At 35.5% G+C, this 22,793-nt stretch carries 17 protein-coding genes; 14 read left to right on the forward strand and 3 right to left on the reverse strand.

The window, feature by feature from the left end; all coding sequences use genetic code 11:
* Window positions 1-25: 25 nt before the first annotated feature.
* Complete coding sequence (locus tag RMO83_RS00250) at window positions 26-1,045, reverse strand: potassium channel protein (protein WP_310557661.1); 1,020 nt, start codon at window positions 1,043-1,045, stop codon at window positions 26-28.
* A gap of 307 nt (window positions 1,046-1,352) precedes the next feature.
* On the opposite strand from RMO83_RS00250, the gene RMO83_RS00255 reads away from it, so the two are divergent.
* Window positions 1,353-3,314 (forward strand): biosynthetic peptidoglycan transglycosylase, encoded by a 1,962-nt coding sequence (locus RMO83_RS00255; RefSeq protein WP_310557662.1) that lies wholly within the window; start codon window positions 1,353-1,355, stop codon window positions 3,312-3,314.
* Window positions 3,315-3,555: 241 nt separating this feature from the next.
* Window positions 3,556-4,908: an IS5 family transposase gene (locus RMO83_RS00260; protein WP_310557663.1), complete on the forward strand. Its 1,353-nt coding sequence runs from the start codon at window positions 3,556-3,558 to the stop codon at window positions 4,906-4,908.
* A gap of 184 nt (window positions 4,909-5,092) precedes the next feature.
* On the opposite strand, the gene lpxB is transcribed toward RMO83_RS00260, so the two are convergent.
* Together lpxB and RMO83_RS00270 are read right to left on the reverse strand one after the other, a co-directional pair.
* Window positions 5,093-6,220, reverse strand: a complete 1,128-nt coding sequence (gene lpxB / locus RMO83_RS00265; protein ID WP_310557664.1) for a lipid-A-disaccharide synthase — start codon at window positions 6,218-6,220, stop codon at window positions 5,093-5,095.
* A 293-nt stretch (window positions 6,221-6,513) separates the two neighbouring features.
* Window positions 6,514-6,903, reverse strand: a complete 390-nt coding sequence (locus RMO83_RS00270) for an SPOR domain-containing protein (protein ID WP_310557665.1) — start codon at window positions 6,901-6,903, stop codon at window positions 6,514-6,516.
* A 215-nt stretch (window positions 6,904-7,118) separates the two neighbouring features.
* Between RMO83_RS00270 and RMO83_RS00275 the strand changes: the two genes are divergently transcribed.
* The 12 genes from RMO83_RS00275 to RMO83_RS00330 form a co-directional block, all read left to right on the forward strand.
* Entirely contained in the window at window positions 7,119-8,465 is a 1,347-nt protein-coding gene (locus RMO83_RS00275) for a c-type cytochrome (protein ID WP_310557666.1), read from the forward strand.
* An 85-nt stretch (window positions 8,466-8,550) separates the two neighbouring features.
* The gene (locus RMO83_RS00280; RefSeq protein WP_310557667.1) at window positions 8,551-11,619 is read left to right on the forward strand and encodes a TAT-variant-translocated molybdopterin oxidoreductase; all 3,069 of its coding nucleotides are present in this window, start codon (window positions 8,551-8,553) and stop codon (window positions 11,617-11,619) included.
* A gap of 118 nt (window positions 11,620-11,737) precedes the next feature.
* On the forward strand, window positions 11,738-13,141 hold the full coding sequence (nrfD, locus tag RMO83_RS00285; protein WP_310557668.1) for an NrfD/PsrC family molybdoenzyme membrane anchor subunit: 1,404 nt from the start codon (window positions 11,738-11,740) through the stop codon (window positions 13,139-13,141).
* Window positions 13,134-13,658, forward strand: coding sequence for a DUF3341 domain-containing protein (locus RMO83_RS00290; protein ID WP_310557669.1), 525 nt, complete (start codon window positions 13,134-13,136; stop codon window positions 13,656-13,658). The genes nrfD and RMO83_RS00290 overlap by 8 nt, the downstream gene beginning before the upstream one ends.
* Window positions 13,659-13,666: 8 nt before the next feature.
* Window positions 13,667-14,215: a cytochrome c gene (locus RMO83_RS00295; RefSeq protein ID WP_310557670.1), complete on the forward strand. Its 549-nt coding sequence runs from the start codon at window positions 13,667-13,669 to the stop codon at window positions 14,213-14,215.
* A 27-nt stretch (window positions 14,216-14,242) separates the two neighbouring features.
* A complete protein-coding gene (locus tag RMO83_RS00300; RefSeq protein ID WP_310557671.1) occupies window positions 14,243-15,604 on the forward strand; it encodes a quinol:cytochrome C oxidoreductase in 1,362 nt (453 codons plus the stop codon).
* Between the two features lie 17 nt (window positions 15,605-15,621).
* Window positions 15,622-16,776, forward strand: coding sequence for a cytochrome c oxidase subunit II (locus tag RMO83_RS00305; protein ID WP_310557672.1), 1,155 nt, complete (start codon window positions 15,622-15,624; stop codon window positions 16,774-16,776).
* A 28-nt stretch (window positions 16,777-16,804) separates the two neighbouring features.
* A complete protein-coding gene (locus RMO83_RS00310; protein ID WP_310557673.1) occupies window positions 16,805-18,607 on the forward strand; it encodes a cbb3-type cytochrome c oxidase subunit I in 1,803 nt (600 codons plus the stop codon).
* A gap of 80 nt (window positions 18,608-18,687) precedes the next feature.
* A complete protein-coding gene (gene ruvB / locus RMO83_RS00315; RefSeq protein ID WP_310557674.1) occupies window positions 18,688-19,710 on the forward strand; it encodes a Holliday junction branch migration DNA helicase RuvB in 1,023 nt (340 codons plus the stop codon).
* Between the two features lie 70 nt (window positions 19,711-19,780).
* Window positions 19,781-20,701 (forward strand): tRNA epoxyqueuosine(34) reductase QueG, encoded by a 921-nt coding sequence (gene queG / locus RMO83_RS00320; protein ID WP_310557678.1) that lies wholly within the window; start codon window positions 19,781-19,783, stop codon window positions 20,699-20,701.
* A 344-nt stretch (window positions 20,702-21,045) separates the two neighbouring features.
* Complete coding sequence (locus RMO83_RS00325) at window positions 21,046-22,263, forward strand: site-specific integrase (protein ID WP_310557675.1); 1,218 nt, start codon at window positions 21,046-21,048, stop codon at window positions 22,261-22,263.
* 174 nt (window positions 22,264-22,437) lie between these two features.
* Window positions 22,438-22,793 (forward strand): Fic/DOC family N-terminal domain-containing protein (locus RMO83_RS00330; RefSeq protein WP_310557676.1); only part of this gene is annotated, 356 nt, incomplete at its 3' end.

Below are 22,793 nucleotides of genomic sequence, written 5' to 3' on the forward strand. Positions count from 1 at the left end.
CCGAAATACATAAAGAAAATTAGCATCAAATGTCATAGACTTTATTAAGCACTTCAATTTGTTCGGGTCTTCCTAAAACTATAATTTTAGAATGAGGTGCTAAGACTAAATTTTCCTCAGGATTTACGATATAATTGCCATTCTCGTCTTTGTAACCAATAATAGTGCATCCCGTTTTATCTCGAAGGTCTAAATCTTTAATAGTTTTTACTTGGGTTTTGCTTTTTAATTTTTCAAAAGCTACTTCTTCAATATTAATATTTGAATTCCCTACAAAGGACAAATTGTCTATAAATTCCATCAAACCCGGAACAACTACTAATGAAGCCATATGGTCACCACCCAATTTATCGGGTAGAATAACATTGTTAGCACCTGCAAATTTCAATTTAGTATACGACGATTCTAACGAAGCTCTACTGATAATATTAATGTCCTTGTTGATTTGTCTAGTCGAAAGCACCACAAACAAATTGTCGGCATCGTTTGGCAATGCTGATATAAAAGCCGATGCTCGATCGATACCCGCTCGCAACAACACCTCATCTTCATTGGCATTTCCAATAATATAAGGCACATTGTCGGATTTCAATCGGTCCTCGATTTCCTTGTTTTTTTCAATAACAATGCACAGCTTATTATACGCCATCAATTTCCGAACGACTTGTTTTCCGTTTCTGCCATAACCACAAACCACCACGTGATTTTTGAAACCATCTACATTTTTTTGCATCTTTTTATTTTTTAATTCTTCAATATTACTTTTACTCAAAATATGTTCGGTAATAATGGAAAGCGCATATCCCACAATAATAACACTTGCCAAAATTAAAAACACAGTGAAAATTTTAGAGGTATCATCTAGCGGTACTACCTCGCCAAAACCAACAGTGGCGACTGTAATTACGGTCATATAAACGGCATCAATCCAGGAATATCCCGAAATAAATCGGTACCCCAAAACGCCTATTGCTGAAATACATACTAGCATCAATACCGCTGCATTAATTTTGCTTCTTACTAATTTTAAAACTGATGCATTCATAAATTAAATCAATACTAATGACGATTTACGGTAATAAGCAGTTGCTTTCTCTATCAATCACAAAGAGATAAATATTGCTGATTTTGTCGCAATTTAACATTTAGTTGGTGCATTTTAGTCAAAAATGAAAAATTATATAAATTATTTTTTGACAAACTCGTCATTAACTATTAAAAACGCATTCTATCCCCTTTAAGTCACGCCTTAACCCGAGTAGACTTGTTGTATAAAACAATCACAAAAAAAATGAAAGCAGCATTTTTTTTCTTTTCTTTATGTCCCAAATTTTAAAGATTCCATTCCATTTATGCGAACTCGAAAACAAAAAATAGTTTTATCTATAAAAATCACTGCGGCATCACTGTTAATATTAGTGTTGGGGCTTTTTGTTTTTAGAAATGAATTATTAAAACAAACCATTTCAAAGGTTTCTTTTAAAATGACAAGCGAATACAACAGCACTTTTACTGTAAAAGAAGCATCATTTATGGGGCTTTCGGGTTTGAGTTTTTCCGAAATAATTTTAGTTCCCAAAAATGCCGACACCCTTTTTCACATCCATAAAATGAAAACCAGTGTCAATTTATGGCGATTGCTCGTTGGCGATATTCAATTGGGAACCTTAGAAATCGAAAATGGCTATGTGCAATTGGTCAAAAACAAAAAGGGTCGAAATTTCGATGCTTTTCTAAAAAGAGACAAAGACACAACCGGTTCCAATGAAAAAAGAGATTATGCTCAAGTAGCTTATAGACTTATTTCGAAAGTACTCAACTTAGTGCCAACGGATATGAAAGTAGAAAACCTCTCGTTTAAAATAGATGATAATGGTAAGAAAACCAACATTAATTTCCAAAAGCTGCGATTAGTCAATCAGCAATTGGAGACTGCTATCAAAGTAGAAACCAAAGCTTTTTCGCAGCGAATCCGAATTGCAGGTTTTGCAGATCCTAGAGACAAAAAATTTGATATTCAGTTTTTTAATGTTGATACCGGCGCAATAAAAGTGCCTTATATTGGCGATCGTTTTAACCTGAAATCAAGTTTCGATTCCATTAGAATTAACATTCAAAACATTGACAAATCTGGCAGCGAATTGCATCTTGACGGTTTTGCTTCTATTGCTAATTTGATGATTAATCACAAGAAAATTGCCAGTAAAGATGTGGTTGTCAAAAACGCCAAATTTGACTTTCGATTCTTGTTGGGTTCTGATTTTATTTCTATAGACAGCAGTTCGACCGTAGAATTTAACAAAATAAAATTTCATCCTTATTTGGCTTACGAAACCGAATCGGATACTATTTATAAACTCAAAGTGGCGATTCCGAAGATGAAAGCACAGGATTTCATTGTCTCGCTTCCCGATGGTTTGTTTACTCATTTTCAAGGAATGGAAGCCGAAGGGAACTTCGAATACAAGCTGGATTTTATGTTCAATAAAAACAAGCCCAACAAACTTATTTTTGATAGCAATTTGAAGAAAGAAAACCTGAAGATTACCAAATATGGCGAAGCCAATCTGAACAAACTCAATGGGGAATTCGTCTATAATGCCATCATACAAAACGTGCGGCAACGTTCGGTTTTGGTGGGTTCAGCAAATCCAAATTACACACCGTTGGATCAAATATCGCCTTATTTACAAAAATGTGTTTTGACTTCTGAAGACCCATCCTTTTTCTCGCATCGCGGATTTATCAGCGAAGCTTTCAAACAATCGATTCTCAAAAATATTCGCACCAAGAAATTCTCTCGAGGCGCGAGTACGATTAGTATGCAATTAATCAAAAATGTATTTCTTACTCGTGAAAAAACAGCTTCCCGAAAATTAGAAGAAATCTTATTGGTTTATATCCTTGAAAATAACCGAATCGCCAGCAAGGAACGAATGCTCGAAGTCTATTTCAACGTTATCGAATGGGGACCAAATGTGTATGGCATTGGCGAAGCTGCACATTTTTACTTCCAAAAAAGTCCATCTGATTTGACCTTGAAAGAATGTTTGTTTCTGGCCACCATCGTTCCAAAACCAAAGAAATTTATGTGGCAATTTGACAATGAAGGAAACTTGAAATCGTATGCCAAACAACAGCAAAAATTCCTGAGCAATTTGATGTTGCGGCGAGGGATTATAGTTTCAGAAGACACTATTGGTCAATCTCTTCCGTTACAAATTTCAGGAATCGCGCGTTCTCTATTGAATATAAAAGTTCAGGATTCTATTGCTATAGATTCATTGGGTATTGAAGAGCCATTTGAGTTTTGATTGAACCACAAAGACACAAAGAAGGCACACTCGAGCAAAGCGAACAGACGAAGTAAAGTTCACAAAGATTTTAATAAAAAAAAAACAAAAGATTCCCAACCTTTTTACGTTATTTGTTATCTAGTCATTCCTTAAAAATGAATTAACAATTTGATTGTTAATAACTTGTGATTAAATTCAGTTGAAAACAGTACTTTTAAATCGCCAAAAAGTGTATATTTCGGTATAAAAAAGTGGCAATATGTTAGGCAAAATAAAACCGGATTTTCAGCAAAATTTATTCAAAACTAGGTTAACAGACCTTATAAACCTTAGTCATCCGTTGGTAAAATTGGCTGATGAGGTTTCTTGGGATAAAATGGAGCTTGAGTTCCAAAATTTATATTCGGATCAAGGAAGACCCTCAATTCCTATTAGAAAAATTGCAGGATTATTACTTTTGAAAGAAATGTTCAAAGAGAGCGATGAATCGGTTGTTGAACGATGGATTGAGAATGCGTATTGGCAATATTTTACAGGAGAAGAATTCTTCCAAACCAAGCAACCTTTTGATCCTAGTGAGTTCGTACATTTTAGAAAACGCTTGAAAGAAGAAGGGTTAGAATTTTTGTTAAGCCAAAGTGTAGCCTTGCATCCAAAGGCAAAAAACGAAAAAGAAGTTCAAGTAGACACGACCGTTCAAGAGAAAAACATCACTTTTCCAACGGATGCCAAATTGGCTAAAAAAGTAATCGATAATTGTACAAAGATTGCTAAAAAGGAAGGTGTAAAACAAAGACAAACCTATAAAAGAGTAGCCAAACAACATCTTCGAGATGCCTATTTTGGTCATCATCCAAAACGGAAGCAGAAAGCCACTATGGCTCGAAAAAAGTTGCGAACTATTGGAAAGAGATTGGTTCGTGAATTAGAAAGAACGCTGCCAGAGCATCTTCAAAAACAATACGAAACGGAATTTAGTAACTACAAAAAGGCACTCACTCAAGAGCGCAACAGCAAGGATAAAATTTACAGTTTACACGAACCACAAACGGCCTGCATTGCAAAAGGGAAAGCACATAAAGCATACGAATTTGGTACAAAAGTATGTGTTGTAAGAGGAAGACAAACAGGAGTAATTACAGCAATAAAAAGGTTTTCAGGCAATCCACACGATAGTAATACTTTGGAAGAATCATTAGCCCAAAGCGAGCGAGTTAGAAAACATATTGGAGGGACAAGACCAATAATAGCTGGTACTGACAGAGGATTTAGAGGAAAAACAGAAGTTAATGGAACACAAATATTGATACCAAAAAACAGAAAAGAGAGTTCAAGATACAAACAAGAAGTTGCTAGAAATAGATTTAGAGCCAGAGCAGCAATTGAACCCACAATATCACATTTAAAAAGAAACCACGCTCTAGGATTGAACTTCCTAAAAGGCGTGGCTGGTGATATTCATAATGCACTTTTGGCAGGAATCGGGTACAATTTTAAGCTCCGATTCAACCAAATCAAGGAACAAATTGTTTTTTGGCTTAATTATTTGTTCAACTTCTATCCTGAAAATAATATTCCTATTTTTGTGGAAATTAAAAATAGCTCTTTTTAAGGGTTGACTACATAGCTTCTATGTGTAAAAAGTGTTTTCTATGAAAATCTTTTTAACAATTTAGCATCGATTCTATGTGGTTTAAATTTATCTCAAATTTGTTTTCATATAAAAAGTAGAACCAAAAAAACGATTCCCTGCAAGGTGATTTAAACTTTGACAGGGAATTTTTATGTTTAAAAACTTATAAAATTGCAGCTGGTTTTATATCATTTACAATCAGTCGAGCCGTTTTTTGGCTAGCGCCAATGCCACCTAATTTCTCTTCCAAAACAGCGTATTTTTTCAATAGGTTTTTACGGTTTTCAGGTTCTAAAATTTTAGTCAATTCATTAGCAATGCGTTTGCTATTGCAATCTTCCTGGATCAATTCGGTTACCACTTCCTCATCCATAATCAGATTGACTAGCGAAATGTATTTCAGCGTAATAATGCGTTTGGCAATTTGATACGAAATCGAACTTCCTTTATAACAGACCACTTCTGGCACTTTAAACAGAGCCGTTTCGAGTGTTGCCGTTCCTGATGTGACCAGTGCAGCCGAGGCATTACTCAACAAATCGTATGTTTTATTCGAAATAAATTTAATATTTTTAGTAGTGATAAATTGTTCATAGAAAGCAAATTCTTGACTTGGTGCGCCAGCAATTACAAATTGATGATCGGGAAACTCGTTCACAACGCTCAACATCACCGAAAGCATTTTGGTAATTTCTTGTTTGCGACTTCCAGGCAAAATAGCAATAATAGGCTTTTCGCTCAAGTGATTTGCTGCTCTGAAAATAGCAGCATCTATTGCAGGATGATTGTGAATGGCATCAATCAGAGGATGACCCACAAAGGCAACAGGATACTGATGCTTTTTTTCATAGAACTCTTTTTCGAAGGGCAGAATAACATACATTTTATCAATATCGCGCTTGATATCAGTAATACGACTTTCCTTCCAAGCCCAAATTTGGGGCGAAATATAATAATGGGTTTTGAAACCTTTCGCCTTGGCCCATTTGGCAATTCGCAAATTAAAACCAGGATAATCAATGAAAATAAGCACATCAGGTTCAAAATCTAAGATGTCTTTTTTGCATATTTTGATGTTGTTCAAAATCGTTTTCAAATGGAACAAAACTTCAACAAAACCCATAAATGCTAATTCTCTGTAATGTTTTACTAAAGTTCCGCCAATCTTCTGCATCAAGTCGCCACCCCAAAAACGTATGTTCGCATTGGGATCCTCTTTGTATAATTCTTTCATCAAATTCGATCCGTGCAAATCGCCCGAAGCTTCTCCGGCAATAATATAGTATTTCATTTTGAGCTTTTGTGAACACAAAAATAGTGAAAACTAATTATTTTAACACCGGTTTATTTGTCGCTCATTAATTATATCACAAAGTGGATATACAAATGATAAGAATAAGGAGTTGAAATTTTATTGAGTTATTTTGATGCGTTAAGACTTATGAGGTTTTTAAAACCGTATAGGTCTGTTTTAAAACCCTATATGTTATCAGTTCTACTTATGGTTTCCATATTTATTTTTATAATACTGATTTAGCAAATGGAAGAAGTTTTAATCATGTCATAACTAAATCAAAAAAAATGTTACCGACTAGGCTTAATCAAAAGCACATTTTTATAACTGTCTTTGATGTCTGCCAAAGTTTTTTCGGCTTCGATGCGCGTTCTGAAATTACCAACCCAAACTTTATAATTGGGAGTATTGAAAACAATCGTGGCATCAAGGTCACTAAATTGTTGTCTGAACTCGTTTAGTGTTTTTTTGGCATTTTCGCTTCCGCCATTATAAATCTGGATTTTATAGGAGTCGATTAGGGTAAGCGAAGCATTTATTTTTCGCTTTTCGTTGAGTAACTGTTCAAATTTCGGATCTTGTATTACTGTAACATCGTCTTGCTGTGCTTGGACATAACAAGTCGAAATACCACAAAATAAGAGAGATAAAAGGATTTTTTTTGCGACTATAATTTTCATATTGCAATGATTTTTATACAAAAATAGTGTTTATAAAACATACCTGAAACCTTGTTGTTATTTAGAATTAATATAAATTATATTTAAGACTATTTTAGGGTTTTGAGAATAGTTCTTAAAGTGTATTTTTGTGCGGTATTTTAAAGAAGGTGATTTTTATCATATTTTAATCGTGTAAAAAATCAGTTCACTATTTTTGATAATTACTATACTATATGAAAAAGATGGGTAACCATAGTTCGATTTCAAGGAAATTATTTTTAAGTTTAGCTGTTCTGCTATCCTTATCAATACATTCTTATGCACAAGAGGCAACAGCGACACCGGCGGCGGCAACTACTGCTCCAGCGGCAGCGGCAACTCCAGCTGTAGCGCAAGGCGGCGACCCTGTCAAGGGAAAGGAAATATTCAACGCAAATTGTGCTGCTTGCCACAAACTAGATGCAAAAGCAACTGGTCCGGCGCTTAGAGGAGTTGGCAACAAGTACGAAAAAGCGTGGTTCTATAAATGGATTCACAATAGTTCTGATTTAATTAAATCAGGTGATGCTCAGGCCGTAAAAATTTACGAAGAATACAATAAGGTTCAGATGACAGCTTTTCCTCAATTGTCGGAGGCTGATATTGATAATGTTATTGCTTACACAATGGAACCAATTCCTGCAGCTCCTGCAGCAGTGGCCGGTGAGAAAGTTCCAGGTACCGATGCGAACGCCAGTGGGGTTTCGAACGACATAGTTTTAGGTGCATTGGCTTTGGTTATGGCAATATTAGTCGTAATGCTAGTATTGGTAAACAATGTATTAAGAAAAGTAGCTGCGGCAAAAGGAATTAGTGTTGCGCCAAAAGAACCGACAATATCATTATGGAAAGCTTTCGCACAAAACCAATTTTTAGTATTGGTTTCAGCGATATTTATGTTATTGGCTAGTGCTTATTTTGTATATGGTTATTTGATGCAAATAGGAGTTGATCAAGATTATGCTCCGGTACAACCAATACATTATTCACACAGAATCCACGCGGGAAGCAACGGTATAAATTGTAACTATTGCCATTCCTCTGCTCGTGTGAGTAAGCATTCTGGAATTCCTTCACTAAATGTATGTATGAACTGTCACAAAAGTATTGCCGAGGTTTCTGACACTACTGCGACACCTGAATACTCTAAAGCTTTTTACGATAATGAAATTGCAAAACTATACAAGGCAGTAGGTTGGGATAAAGACAATCAAAAATATACAGGAAAAACTGAGCCTGTAAAATGGGTTCGTATTCACAACTTACCAAGTTTCGTTTATTTTAACCATTCACAACACGTTACAGTTGCGGGAATTGAATGCCAAACCTGTCACGGTCCTGTTCAGACTTATGAAATTCAAAAACAATTTGCACCTTTAACTATGAGTTGGTGTATCAATTGCCATAGAAAAACAGAAGTTAAAATGGAAGGCAACGAATATTACACTAAAATTCACGAACAACTGTCCAAAAAATATGGTGTAGAAAAATTGACTGCAGCACAAATGGGAGGATTGGAATGTGGTAAATGTCATTATTAATAAGTTAAATCAAAGTTTAGGGTTTATAGTTTGTTGTTTCAAACATAAGCCACAAGCAACAAACAATAAACAATATTTATAGAATATGTCATCAAACAAAAAATACTGGAAAAGTGTTGAAGAACTAGACGGAAATAGTTCTATTGTTGAGGCGCTTAGAAATAACGAATTTGTTGAAGAAATTCCTACTGATGAATTTTTAGGAAACGAAGGTGCATTGTCATCTTCATCAACAACACGTCGTGATTTTTTAAAGTACGTTGGATTTACTACAGCGGCCGCTACACTTGCTGCTTGCGAAGGCCCTGTTCACTTGTCAATACCTTACGTAGTTCAACCAGAACAAATTATCCCTGGAATTGCTGATTATTATGCAACTACAGTTTTTGATGGTTTCGATTTTGCTAACCTTTTAGTAAAAACGCGCGAAGGTCGTCCTATCAAAATAGACAATAATACAATGGCAGGGGCAAAATTTGCTGCCAACGCCAGAATCCACGCTTCAATATTGTCATTGTATGATAGTATGCGCTTGAAAGAGCCTAAAATTGCTGGGAAAGCGGCTACTTGGGTTGATGTTGATTCCAAAATAAAAACAGGTTTGGCTGATGCCAAAGCTAAGGGAGGACAAGTTGTTCTTTTGACCAATACATTAGCAAGTCCATCAACTGAAAAGTTGATTGCAGAATTTCTTGCTAAAAATCCAAATGCAAAACACGTTATTTATGATGCTGTTTCTGAATCAGAAACCTTAGATGCATTCGAAACGGTTTATGGCGAAAGAGCCTTGGTTGATTATGACTTTTCAAAAGCCTCGGTAATCGTTTCCGTTGGTGCAGATTTCCTTGGAGATTGGCAAGGTGGAAATTATGGTTCAAGTTATGCAAAAGGAAGAATTCCTCAAGGACCAAAGGGAAATCAAAAAATATCGCGTCATTTTCAATTAGAAGCGAATATGACATTGTCTGGTGCTGCTGCCGATAAGCGTGTTGCACTATCAACTGCCAATCAAAAGCAAGCATTAGTATTGATTTATAACACAGTTGTTGGAGCATCAATTCCAGTAACATTGGATGCAAAATTAAAAGCCGAAGTTTCAAAAATTGCTATAGAATTAGGGAAATCTGGGTCTAAAGGAGTTTTAGTTTCTGGCATTCAAGATAAAAATGCGCAGTTATTGGTTTTGGCTATCAATCAGAAATTAGCTAGTGAGTCTTTTTCTACTGTTGGAACAAGACAAATTAGAAAAGGATCTAGCCAAAAAGTGACTCAATTAGTAAATGATATGAAAGCAGGAAGCGTTCATACTTTAATAATGAGCGGTGTAAATCCGGTTTATACTTTAGCTAATTCAAAAGATTTTGTTGATGGCTTGAAAAAAGTAAGTCTTTCGGCTTCATTTTCTTTGAGAGAAGACGAAACCGCTTCGCTAATAACGATTGCTGCTGCAGCGCCTCACTATTTAGAATCTTGGGGAGATGTAAGCATTACTAAAGGAACCTATAGTTTGACTCAACCAACTATTCGTCCGGTGTTTAATACTAAACAATTTCAAGACGTTTTATTGTCATTGAATGGGATTGCAGGTACTTATTACAATTACTTAATAGCAAGTTCTGCATCAATAATTGCAGGTTCTACTTGGAATCAAGTTTTGCACGATGGAATTTTTGTTGGAACTGCTGCTTCAGCTTCTGCGGGTTCAGCTGATTATGCTGCTGCTGCCAATGCTTTGGCACAAACAAAAGCGTCACAAGGTCTAGAATTAAATTTATATACCAAAACTGGTTTAGGTGATGGTCAACAAGCCAACAATCCTTGGCTACAAGAATTTCCTGACCCAATTACTAGAGTTTCTTGGGATAATTATGTTACTGTTTCCGCTGCCGATGCTAAACTATTGGAGTTGTCAAATGAAATCGTTGCTAATGGTGGTTTGAACGGAAGTTATGTTACAATCAAAACTTCTGACGGACTTGTACTAGAAAATGTTCCTGTAATTGTTCAGCCTGGACAAGCGGTTGGAACTGTTGGTTTAGCTTTTGGTTATGGTAAAAAAGCAGCTTTAAAAGAAGAAATGCAAGTAGGTGTAAATGCCTATTCATTATACAAAGGTTTGAGTAATGTACAATCAGTTACATTGACAAAAGGAGACGGAGAACACGAATTTGCTTGTGTTCAAGGTCAAAAAACGTTGATGGGAAGAGGCGATATTATTAAAGAAACTACTTTAAAAATATTTAATACAGAAGATGCAGAATTTTGGAATGAGCAACCAATGGTTTCATTGGATCACAAAGAAGTTAAAGCAACTTCCGTAGATTTATGGTCTTCATTCGATCGTTCCGTTGGGCATCATTTTAATCTTTCGATAGATTTAAATGCTTGTACAGGATGTGGTTCTTGCGTTATAGCCTGCCACGCTGAAAATAACGTTCCAGTTGTTGGAAAATCAGAAGTGAGAAGAAGTCGTGATATGCACTGGTTGCGTATCGATAGGTATTATTCTTCCGAAGAGACTTTTGCTGGAGATAATGAAAGAAAAGAAAATATTGCAGGATTGTCTAGTTCACTTTCTACCTTTAATGAAATGGAGCACGCATCAGATAATCCACAAGTGGCTTTTCAACCTGTAATGTGTCAACATTGTAATCACGCACCTTGTGAAACAGTTTGTCCTGTTGCAGCTACATCACACAGCCGTCAAGGTCAAAATCACATGGCATACAATAGATGTGTTGGAACTCGTTATTGTGCGAACAACTGTCCTTATAAAGTACGTCGTTTCAACTGGTTCTTATACAACAAAAACAGCGAATTTGATTTCCACATGAATGACGATTTGGGTCGTATGGTATTGAATCCAGATGTAAATGTACGTTCACGTGGTGTAATGGAAAAATGTTCTATGTGTATTCAAAAAACACAAGCAACCATTTTGACCGCTAAAAATGAAGGAAGAGAAGTTGTTGACGGAGAATTCCAAACCGCTTGTTCTAGTGCTTGTACAACAGGAGCGATGGTTTTTGGAGATATTAATGATAAACAAAGTCAAGTTGCTAAGTTGGTAGAAGACGAAAGAATGTATCATTTATTAGAACATGTTGGGACAAAACCAAATGTAATTTACCACGTAAAAGTTAGAAATACATAAAATATTTCAATGACAATAGTTGATAAAAATAAAATTAAATAAGTGTAAAATATAGGTATGAAAGAAAAGAGGTTTTTAAAAAATCTAAAATCTAAAATCTAAAATCTAAAATTAAATTATGTCTCATATATACGACGCACCCATCAGAAAACCTTTAATCATAGGTGATAAATCTTATCACGATGTAACAGTAGATGTTGCCGCACCGGTTGAAGGAAAAGCCAACAAACAGTGGTGGATTGTATTTTCAATCGCATTAACAGCCTTCATCTGGGGATTAGGCTGCATAGTTTATACTATTTCAACTGGTATTGGTACCTGGGGTTTAAATAAAACAGTAGGTTGGGCTTGGGATATTACTAACTTCGTTTGGTGGGTTGGTATTGGTCACGCAGGAACTTTGATTTCAGCGGTACTTTTATTATTCCGTCAACGTTGGAGAATGGCTATTAACCGTTCTGCTGAAGCAATGACCATTTTCTCGGTAATTCAAGCGGGTTTGTTTCCAATTATCCACATGGGTCGTCCTTGGTTGGCCTATTGGGTTTTACCAATCCCGAATCAATTTGGTTCACTTTGGGTAAATTTTAATTCACCATTACTTTGGGACGTATTTGCAATTTCTACCTATCTTTCTGTATCGTTGGTTTTTTGGTGGACAGGATTATTACCCGATTTTGCGATGCTTAGAGACCGAGCTATCACACCATTTAACAAAAGGATTTATTCAATTTTGAGTTTTGGATGGAGCGGAAGAGCTAAAGACTGGCAACGTTTTGAAGAAGTTTCCTTAGTTCTTGCAGGTTTGGCAACACCATTGGTGCTTTCTGTTCACACTATTGTATCTATGGACTTTGCTACTTCAGTAATTCCAGGTTGGCATACTACCATTTTCCCGCCATACTTCGTTGCAGGAGCAGTTTTCTCAGGATTTGCAATGGTAAATACTTTGCTTATTATTATGAGAAAAGTTTCTAATCTTGAAGCCTATATAACAATTCAGCACATCGAATTAATGAATATTGTAATTATGATTACAGGTTCTATCGTTGGCGTTGCTTATATCACTGAATTATTCGTAGCCTGGTATTCAGGAGTTGAATACGAACAATATGCATTCTTGAACAGAGCTACTGGACCGTACTGGTGGGCCTATTGGTCAATGATGACGTGTAACGTGTTTTCACCTCAATTTATGTGGTTCAAAAAATTAAGAACAAGTATAATGTTCTCTTTCATCATCTCAATTGTAGTAAATATTGGAATGTGGTTCGAGAGGTTTGTAATTATCGTAACTTCGTTACACAGAGATTACCTGCCATCGTCTTGGACAATGTTTTCACCAACATTTGTTGATATTGGAATTTTCATTGGAACAATAGGTTTCTTCTTCGTATTATTTTTATTGTATGCTAGAACATTCCCTGTGATTGCTCAGGCAGAAGTAAAAACAATTTTGAAAGGAACTGGAGATAATTTTATAAAGGCGAGAGCAGCAAATAAAGAATCACACCATGAGTAACAAAGTAGTATACGCCATATACAATGACGATGATATATTGATGAATGCCGTAAAAAAAACACGTGCAGCTCATCATCATATTGAAGAAGTTTTCACTCCTTTTCCAGTTCACGGATTGGATAAGGCGATGGGATTGGAACCGACAAGATTAGCAATTTGTGCTTTTATTTATGGTTGCATTGGAATTTCATTTGGAACGTGGATGATGAATTATATAATGATTCAAGATTGGCCACAAGACATTGGAGGTAAGCCAAGTTTTAGTTATATTGAAAACATGCCCGCTTTTGTGCCAATTATGTTCGAAGAAACAGTATTTTTTGCAGCTCACTTAATGGTTATTACTTTTTATATGAGAAGTAGACTATGGCCATTTAAGGCGGCTGAAAATCCAGATGTCAGAACTACAGACGATCATTTTTTAATGGAAGTTGCAGTTAAAGACAATGAAAAAGAATTGATTTCTTTTTTAGAAAGTACAGGTGCGGTTGAAGTTAAACTAATTGATAAGCATTAATAGTAGATATGAAAAGTAGATACAAAATAACATTTCTAATAAGTATTAGTATTTTGGTTTTATCCTGTAAAGATAATTTGAAACCAAATTATCAGTATATGCCAAATATGTATGAGCACATAGGTTATGATACTTACTCTCATGTAGGTATTTTTAAAGGCGGAGTAGAAGCTCAGCTTCCAGCGGAAGGTTCTATAAAAAGGGGCTTTGATGTTTATGCCTATCCGAACTCAACTGAAGGATATGACTCAGCTAAATTGAATTCGGTTTCGCCATTAGATAGTATATCAGATAAAGATAAAGAGAAATCTAAATATTTATTCGAAATTTATTGTGGTATTTGTCACGGAAATGCTGGTAACGGAAAAGGAAAGCTGGTTACTCAAGGAAAAATTTTAGGCGTGCCGAATTACAAAGACAGAGTAATTACAGAGGGTAGTATTTATCATGTTCTTAAATATGGTATTAATTCTATGGGTGCTTATTCCAATCAATTGAGTCAAAAGGAACGATGGATGGTTGCAGCGTATGTGATGGAGCTAAAAAGTAAATTATAATTGTAAAACAAACTCATCGTAAAAGATATGTACACATTTTCAAGTAAACTAAAAACATTTTCCCTTATACTAATGGTTGCAGGACTTTTAGGAATAGGATATGGTTTTTATGCTGCACCTAAAGATATTCAAGCAGTAGAAGCAATTCTTGCTGCGGACGCTCATGGTAGTCACGAAGTTTCAAAATCAACCGAATCCCACGAAGGTGCTGAAGCTCACAAAGTCGAAGCAGGAGAGCATAAAATAGAGGCCGCTCACACAGAACACGAAGAACATTTAGAACATGTGTTGCATCAATTACAGAATAAGCCTTGGGCTGCCTTGTATGTTGCCTGTATTTTCTTTATGTTAATTTCTCTTGGTGTTTTAGCTTTTTACGCTATTCAACAAGTTGCTCAGGCAGGTTGGTCGCCAGTGTTGTTTAGAGTGATGCAGGGTATTACCGCTTATTTACCTGTGGGGTCTGTTATTTTCATTATTGTTTTGATACTTTGTGGTTTGCATTTTAATCATCTCTTCGTTTGGTTGGGAGAAGGTGTAACAAAGGTTGGGGATGCGAATTATGATAAAATCATAGCCAACAAATCAGGATATCTAAATTTTCCTTTTTGGATTATCAGAGCTGCAATTTTCTTGATTGGTTGGAATTTATACCGATATTTTTCTCGAAAAAATTGTTTGGCGCAAGATGAAGCCAAAGACGATAGTTTCTACAAAAAGAACTTCAAAATGTCAGCTGGATTTTTAGTTTTCTTTATTGTTACAGAATCAATAATGTCTTGGGACTGGATTATGTCTATTGATCCACATTGGTTTAGTACTTTGTTTGGTTGGTATGTTTTTGCTAGCTTCTTCGTAAGCGGGATTACAACAATTTGCTTAATCACTTTGTATTTGAAATCAAAAGGATATTTGGAACACGTCAATACAAGCCATATTCACGATTTAGCGAAATTTATGTTCGGTTTTAGTGTGTTTTGGACCTACTTATGGTTCTCACAATTTATGTTGATTTGGTATGCTAATATTCCTGAGGAGGTTACTTACTTTGTTACTAGGATTGAAGTGTATAATCTTCCATTCTTTGGTGCTGTAGTAATGAATTTTGTTTTTCCAATCTTGATCTTAGTAAATACCGATTTCAAAAGAATTTCATGGATACTTGTTATGGCTGGCACCGTAATATTGTTTGGACATTATATTGATTTTTTTAATATGATTATGCCGGGAACAGTGGGGGATCAATGGTTTATTGGAATTTCAGAAATTGCTTCGGTTATGTTCTTCTTGGGATTGTTTATCTATGTTGTTTTTACAGCATTGACAAAAGCACCATTATTGCCAAAAAGAAATCCATTTATTGAAGAAAGTAAGCATTTTCATTATTAATATTTAAAAATAAATATATGTCGATTTTGTTGATAATTTTAGTTGTAGCTCTTTTAGCCGTTGCATTGTGGCAGTTAACTAAGATATTTGATTTAACTCAAGTAGGTGTAATTCACGATGATTCGCAGGTAGCTAATGATGATGATAATAATACGCAAGGTTATTTAATGTTTGGGTTTTTAGCATTCATTTATATCTTTACAATTTACGGATTAATAAAATGGGGTCCATTAGTGCTTCACACCCCAGCATCAAAACACGGCGCAATCGTCGATTATTTGATGAACATAACTTGGATAGTTATCTTTATAGTACAAGCTATTACACAAATATTGTTACATTATTTTTCTTTCAAATACAGAGGTAAAAAAGAAAATAAAGCATTGTTCTTTGCAGATAGCAATAAATTAGAAATAGTTTGGAGTGGTATTCCTGCTATTGTGTTAGCGCTTTTAATTGGGTATGGTTTGTATTCTTGGGTAGATATTATGTTTATTGATAAAAACGAAGAAACCATTGAAATCGAATTGTATGCACAACAATTCAATTGGACAGCAAGATATTCGGGAACTGATAACGTTCTTGGTAAAGCTAATGTTAGATTGATTGAAGGCGTTAATACTCTTGGGGTTGACCTTTCTGATCCAAATGCACAAGACGATATAGTAGTTAAAGAGCTTCATATTCCAAAGGGTAGAAAGATACATTTTAAATTTCGTTCGCAAGATGTTTTGCACTCTGCCTTTTTTCCACATTTTAGAGCGCAGATGAATTGTGTTCCTGGAATGGTTACCGAATTTGCTTTTGAACCTGTTTATACTACAGATGAATATAGAGATTTGCCTTTTATGATAGAGAAAATAAAAAATATTAATGCTTTACGCGACGCTAAAAGTAAAATTCTTGTAGCCGAAGGAAAGGCTGGTCTTGATCCCTATACTTTTGATTTTCTATTGCTTTGCAATAAGATATGTGGTGCATCACATTACAATATGCAAATGAAAGTGGTTGTAGATACGCCAGAAGATTATAAAAAATGGTTGAGCGATAAGCCTACCATAGTTGAGGAAGTAAAAGTAGCAAATACTCCAAAACCAGTTGAAGGTGGGGTTGGTGCAGATTCTACAAAAGCAAAAGATACTGCGGCTATCGCTAAAATGGCAATGAAATAATTAATAAAAAAAATTTAAAGTAAACAATATGTCAGCAGAAGTTCACGATCATACACAAGAACACGAACACGAACACGAACACCATCATAAAGATACTTTTATTACTAAATATATTTTTAGTATAGATCACAAAATGATTGCTAAGCAATACCTGCTTACTGGAATTGTTATGGGTGTAGTGGGAGTATTCATATCTATGCTTTTTAGATTGCAATTGGCGTGGCCAGAAGAGTCATTTAAAGTGTTCAGTTTTTTTCTTGGAGAAAGTTATGCTCCAGACGGTGTGCTATTAAATGATAGATATTTGGCGTTGGTAACCATTCACGGTACTATAATGGTATTCTTTGTGCTAACAGCAGCCTTAAGTGGTACTTTTAGTAATCTTTTAATACCGTTGCAATTAGGCGCAAGGGATATGGCATCAGGATTTTTGAACATGGTTTCCTATTGGCTTTTTTTCCTATCGAGTGTAATAATGCTTAGTTCGCTTTTTGTAGAGTCAGGACCAGCATCAGCCGGTTGGACTATATATCCACCCTTAAGTGCTTTGCCACAAGCTATACCAGGTTCGGGTATGGGTATGACGCTTTGGTTAGTTTCAATGGCAATTTTTATTGCAGCCTCGCTAATGGGTTCGTTAAACTACATAGTTACTGTAATAAACTTAAGAACAAAAGGAATGACGATGACTAGAATGCCATTAACAATTTGGGCGTTCTTTGTAACTGCTATTATTGGAGTTATTTCATTCCCAGTACTACTGTCAGCGGCGTTGCTGTTAATTTTCGACAGAAGTTTTGGCACTTCTTTTTTCCTTTCTGATATTTATCTCGCGGGCGAAGTTTTGCATTATCAAGGCGGTTCTCCTGTTTTGTTTGAACATTTATTCTGGTTCTTAGGACATCCTGAGGTGTATATCATATTGTTGCCAGCTTTGGGTATTACCTCTGAGGTAATCGCAACAAATTCTCGTAAACCAATTTTTGGTTATAGAGCGATGATTATGTCTATTTTAGCAATTGCATTTTTATCAACAATTGTTTGGGGTCACCATATGTTTATTTCTGGTATGAATCCATTTTTAGGATCTGTATTTACTTTTACCACTTTATTGATTGCGATTCCATCTGCTGTAAAAGCGTTTAATTACATCACTACGCTGTGGAAAGGGAATTTGCAATTGAATCCTGCTATGTTGTTTTCTATCGGTTTGGTTTCAACATTTATCACAGGTGGTCTAACAGGAATTATTCTTGGAGACAGTACTTTGGATATTAACGTTCACGACACTTATTTTGTTGTAGCGCATTTCCACTTGGTAATGGGTATATCAGCTCTTTACGGAATGTTTGCCGGAATCTATCATTGGTATCCAAAAATGTTCGGAAGAATGTTAAATAAAAATTTAGGATATGTTCATTTTTGGGTAACGGCCGTTTGTGCTTATGGAGTATTTTTTCCAATGCACTTTATAGGTTTGGCTGGTTTGCCAAGACGGTATTACACTAACACTAACTTTCCATTATTTGATGATTTGCAAAATGTAAATGTTCTGATAACTGTTTTTGCTTTAATTGGTGGTGCTTTCCAATTGGTTTTCTTGTATAATTTCTTTTCTAGTATTTTTTACGGAAAAAGAACAGTTCAAAATCCTTGGAGATCCAATACATTAGAATGGACAGCTCCGATTGAACACATTCACGGTAACTGGCCAGGAGAAATTCCTGAAGTGCACCGTTGGCCTTATGATTATAGTAATCCTGCGCATAATGAGGACTTTGTTCCCCAAAATGTGCCACTTAAAGAAGGAGAAGAAGTTCTACATCACTAATCATTTTGACATAAATATTAAAAATGCCTTTCCTTTCGAAAGGCATTTTTATTTACTTATAACTTTGTTATATTTGTAGAATGAATGAAAATTTAGACCCAACAAACGAAGGTTACAATCCAGAAGAACTTGATCTAGAGAAAAAATTGAGGCCACTCTCTTTTGATGATTTCGCAGGTCAGGAACAAATATTAGAAAATCTGAAAGTTTTTGTTCAAGCTGCCAATCAACGAAACGAAGCACTCGATCATACGCTTTTTCATGGGCCACCAGGATTAGGTAAAACTACTTTGGCAAACATATTGGCCAATGAATTACAAGTAGGAATCAAAATCACTTCTGGACCTGTTTTGGACAAGCCGGGAGATTTAGCTGGTTTGTTAACCAATCTTGAAGAAAGGGACGTTTTGTTTATTGATGAAATTCATCGACTGAGTCCAATTGTTGAAGAATATTTATACTCGGCAATGGAAGATTTCAAAATTGACATTATGATAGAATCTGGACCTAATGCCAGAACTGTCCAAATCAATTTAAATCCCTTTACATTAATTGGAGCAACCACCCGTTCTGGTTTATTGACTGCACCGATGCGCGCCCGTTTCGGAATTTCCTCTCGCTTGCAATACTACACAACCGAACTGTTAACTACGATTGTCGAACGAAGCGCCACTATTTTAAAAATGCCCATTTCGATGGAAGCCGCTATTGAAATTGCCGGTAGAAGCCGCGGAACGCCTCGTATTGCTAACGCCTTGCTGCGTAGAGTGCGTGATTTTGCACAAATAAAAGGAAACGGCACAATTGATATTGAAATTGCTTGTTACGCTTTAAAAGCCTTAAATGTCGATGCACACGGTTTGGACGAAATGGACAATAAAATTCTAAACACCATTATCGATAAATTCAAAGGTGGTCCAGTAGGATTGTCGACGTTGGCAACAGCCGTTTCGGAAAGTAGTGAAACCATCGAAGAAGTTTATGAACCCTTTTTAATTCAGGAAGGCTTTATTATGAGAACAGCAAGAGGAAGAGAAGTTACTGAGAAAGCTTATAAACATCTTGGGAAATTGAAAATTAATATTCAGGGTGGACTGTTTTAGAGTAAAATTTCAACGGTAATATCAATGGCAATTTGCTAACACGTAACCCATAACACATAACACATAACCCATAACTCCTAACTCAAAATATTCCCAATTCATCAAATCAGAAGCCAAACGCCTCGGGTTTTTGTCTTGTGGCATATCCAAAGCTGGATTTCTCGAAGAAGAAGCACCACGATTAGAACATTGGCTGAAAAATCAAATGAACGGTCAAATGTCCTATATGGAAAACAATTTTGACAAACGATTGAACCCCACTTTGCTGGTCGATGATGCCAAAAGTGTTGTTTCACTTCTTTTAAATTATTATCCTTCTGAATTTCAAAATGAGGATTCTTATAAAATTTCAAAATATGCTTATGGACAAGATTATCATTCGGTCATTAAAGAAAAATTAAAGGAATTATTGTTTTCGATTCAATCGAATATTGGCGAAGTTTCGGGTCGCGCTTTTGTCGATTCTGCTCCGGTTTTAGACAAAGCTTGGGCTGCGAAAAGCGGTTTAGGTGGGATGGGCAAAAACAGTAATTTACTGACTCAAAAAGTAGGTTCTTTTTATTTTATTGCCGAATTGATTATCGACCTAGATTTAGAATACGACCACGCTACAACCGACCATTGTGGGTCTTGTACCGCTTGTATTGATGCTTGCCCCACCGATGCTATTGTTGCGCCTTATGTCGTTGATGGGAGTAAATGTATTTCCTATTTTACCATCGAACTCAAAGAGAATATCCCTCCAGAAATGAAAGGCAAATTCAATGATTGGGCTTTTGGTTGCGACATTTGCCAAGACGTTTGTCCTTGGAATCGATTTTCGAAAGCGCATAATGAACCGCTTTTCAATCCTAGCACAGAAGTGCTGTCAATGTCTAAAAAAGATTGGACAGAACTAACCGAAGAGACTTTTAAGGCAGTTTTTAATAATTCGCCGCTTAAAAGGACCAAGTATGCTGGGATGATAAGAAATATTGACTTTTTGAAATAGCAAAGTCGTTGCTAAGGAACTCATTGTTTTCTGTTAAAGATAAAAATTCTTGCGAAACGCAAACGTGAACTTACCACAAAATTCAGAAATTGCTACTAACCGCTGTTATCCTCATTTTATAATTGCCAGTTCTCAATTGCACTTAAAGTGTTGTATTCATTGACTTTATTAAATTTGACAATGCAATTTTAAGCATAAAAAAGCAATGTAATACTTGTTTTGTTGTACCCAATGTTGTACCTTCGTATCACGATGCACCCAATTGAAAACCCAGTATTTACAATACTTTCACTCGTTTGCATTGCTTTACAAATATAGTACAACATTTCTAATTTCCTAACACTATGGCATCAATTAAACTAATTTTAAGAACACATCAGGCAGACCAAACTGGACACAGCCCATTGTACATTCGAATTATAAAAGATAGAAAAACGAAATTTATCACTGCTGGAGTGAAGCTCAAAGAGAACGAGTGGGATGAAGTAAAGCAGAAAGTAAAAAAGAACCATCCCAACAGCGCGAGGATGAATGCTGCATTATCTCAAAAAATTGCAGATGCTGAAGGTCAGGTTGCCGATATGGAAAGAAAGATAAAAACCGTTTCCATCAAAAAACTAAAAGAAGCCATCAAGGGAAAAGAAGTGCCAAACTTTTTTCAATATGCTTATGCTCGATGTGAAAAAATAAAGGGTAGCGTTTCGTTTGGAACCTATAAAAATTATATGCTTTACACTAAGAAATTTGAAAACTATGTAGGCAGCAAGGATGTTTATTTTGATGATATTACGGTGTCAGTTTTGAAAGACTATATGGCTCATATGGGAAATATTCTAAAAAACGGAGCAACCACACAACGCTATTCAATAATGATCTTGGCGATAATGTTCAAGGAAGCTATAAAAGAAGACATCATTCCAGAATATATGTACCCATTCAACAAACTGACATTAAAAAAAGATACCGAGAAAAGAGTATTCCTAAACAAAGACCAAATCGAAAAACTAACCAATTTAGACCTTAAAGAAGGTAAGAAAGCGGATTTATGGAGAGATTTATTCCTTTTCTCGATTTATGCCGGAGGATTAAGATTTAGCGATGTTATCGAGCTGCAATACACCAATTACAATAGCGAAGAGCAAAGAATAAAAAAAGTAATTCGCAAAACAGGAAGATTACACCAGTTCAAAATCGGCAAGGTTGCGATAGATATTTTGAATAAATACATCAAAGAAGATGCGCAACCAGATGATTATATTTTCCCAATTATTACAGATAAAAAATCATACAACAAGAGCGAAGAAATACGTTACTTCATTTCACAAAGAGAAAATCATTCTGCAAATTTCCAACTCAACCGAATGGGTAAAATGTTGAAACTACCGTTTCCACTTTCGTTCCATTTATCGCGACACAGTTTTGCAACCAATGCGTTAAATAACGGAATGAGAATTGAGCACGTTTCTAAATTAATGGACCATACAGACATTAGTACAACACAGATATATGCTAAAATCATCAGCGAAGAGTTAGACAAAGCAGTTGACAATTACATCTTTTAGAAAAGAACGAAGGTAAATTGTAGTCAATTCTACTTTTAAAATTCAATACGAAGGTAATTTTTTCATTTTTTTACTCTCGAAAATCATTTCGAAGGTAATTTTTTACTATTTTTACTCTCGAAAATAAAACGAAGGTAAATAATCCTAAAATTGACTTTCATATAAACACCATCTATGGCAGCAAATTATAACCCGGAAAAACCGTATGACGAATTACCGTTACTACCACCTAATACCGATTTAGAAACTAAAGTAATTTTAAAAAAACTAATTACTTCCAGTAGAGCTTTATCGGAACTAAAAGGAGCGATAACTAATTTGCCAAACCCAACACTGTTTATTGACACCATCAATTTACAAGAAGCACAAGCCAGTTCAGCAATAGAAAACATCCTTACAACCCAAGACGAATTGTTTATGGCTTCCATAGCCGAAAAAAAATACGACAATCCAGCGACTAAAGAAGTAATGCATTACAAAGACGCTTTATGGTTTGGCTTTCAAGAAATCGAAAAACGAACTTTCTTAAC

It is taken from the genome of Flavobacterium sp. (assembly GCF_031423415.1).
Taxonomy (GTDB): Bacteria; Bacteroidota; Bacteroidia; order Flavobacteriales; family Flavobacteriaceae; genus Flavobacterium.

What these genes read in the sequence shown, in the direction of transcription:
- RMO83_RS00250 (WP_310557661.1), bottom strand. Translation starts at nt 1,045, where the DNA reads ATGAATGCATCAGTTTTAAAATTAGTAAGAAGCAAAATTAATGCAGCG.
- RMO83_RS00255 (WP_310557662.1), top strand. Translation starts at nt 1,353, where the DNA reads ATGCGAACTCGAAAACAAAAAATAGTTTTATCTATAAAAATCACTGCG.
- RMO83_RS00260 (WP_310557663.1), top strand. Translation starts at nt 3,556, where the DNA reads ATGTTAGGCAAAATAAAACCGGATTTTCAGCAAAATTTATTCAAAACT.
- lpxB (WP_310557664.1), bottom strand. Translation starts at nt 6,220, where the DNA reads ATGAAATACTATATTATTGCCGGAGAAGCTTCGGGCGATTTGCACGGA.
- RMO83_RS00270 (WP_310557665.1), bottom strand. Translation starts at nt 6,903, where the DNA reads ATGAAAATTATAGTCGCAAAAAAAATCCTTTTATCTCTCTTATTTTGT.
- RMO83_RS00275 (WP_310557666.1), top strand. Translation starts at nt 7,119, where the DNA reads ATGAAAAAGATGGGTAACCATAGTTCGATTTCAAGGAAATTATTTTTA.
- RMO83_RS00280 (WP_310557667.1), top strand. Translation starts at nt 8,551, where the DNA reads ATGTCATCAAACAAAAAATACTGGAAAAGTGTTGAAGAACTAGACGGA.
- nrfD (WP_310557668.1), top strand. Translation starts at nt 11,738, where the DNA reads ATGTCTCATATATACGACGCACCCATCAGAAAACCTTTAATCATAGGT.
- RMO83_RS00290 (WP_310557669.1), top strand. Translation starts at nt 13,134, where the DNA reads ATGAGTAACAAAGTAGTATACGCCATATACAATGACGATGATATATTG.
- RMO83_RS00295 (WP_310557670.1), top strand. Translation starts at nt 13,667, where the DNA reads ATGAAAAGTAGATACAAAATAACATTTCTAATAAGTATTAGTATTTTG.
- RMO83_RS00300 (WP_310557671.1), top strand. Translation starts at nt 14,243, where the DNA reads ATGTACACATTTTCAAGTAAACTAAAAACATTTTCCCTTATACTAATG.
- RMO83_RS00305 (WP_310557672.1), top strand. Translation starts at nt 15,622, where the DNA reads ATGTCGATTTTGTTGATAATTTTAGTTGTAGCTCTTTTAGCCGTTGCA.
- RMO83_RS00310 (WP_310557673.1), top strand. Translation starts at nt 16,805, where the DNA reads ATGTCAGCAGAAGTTCACGATCATACACAAGAACACGAACACGAACAC.
- ruvB (WP_310557674.1), top strand. Translation starts at nt 18,688, where the DNA reads ATGAATGAAAATTTAGACCCAACAAACGAAGGTTACAATCCAGAAGAA.
- RMO83_RS00325 (WP_310557675.1), top strand. Translation starts at nt 21,046, where the DNA reads ATGGCATCAATTAAACTAATTTTAAGAACACATCAGGCAGACCAAACT.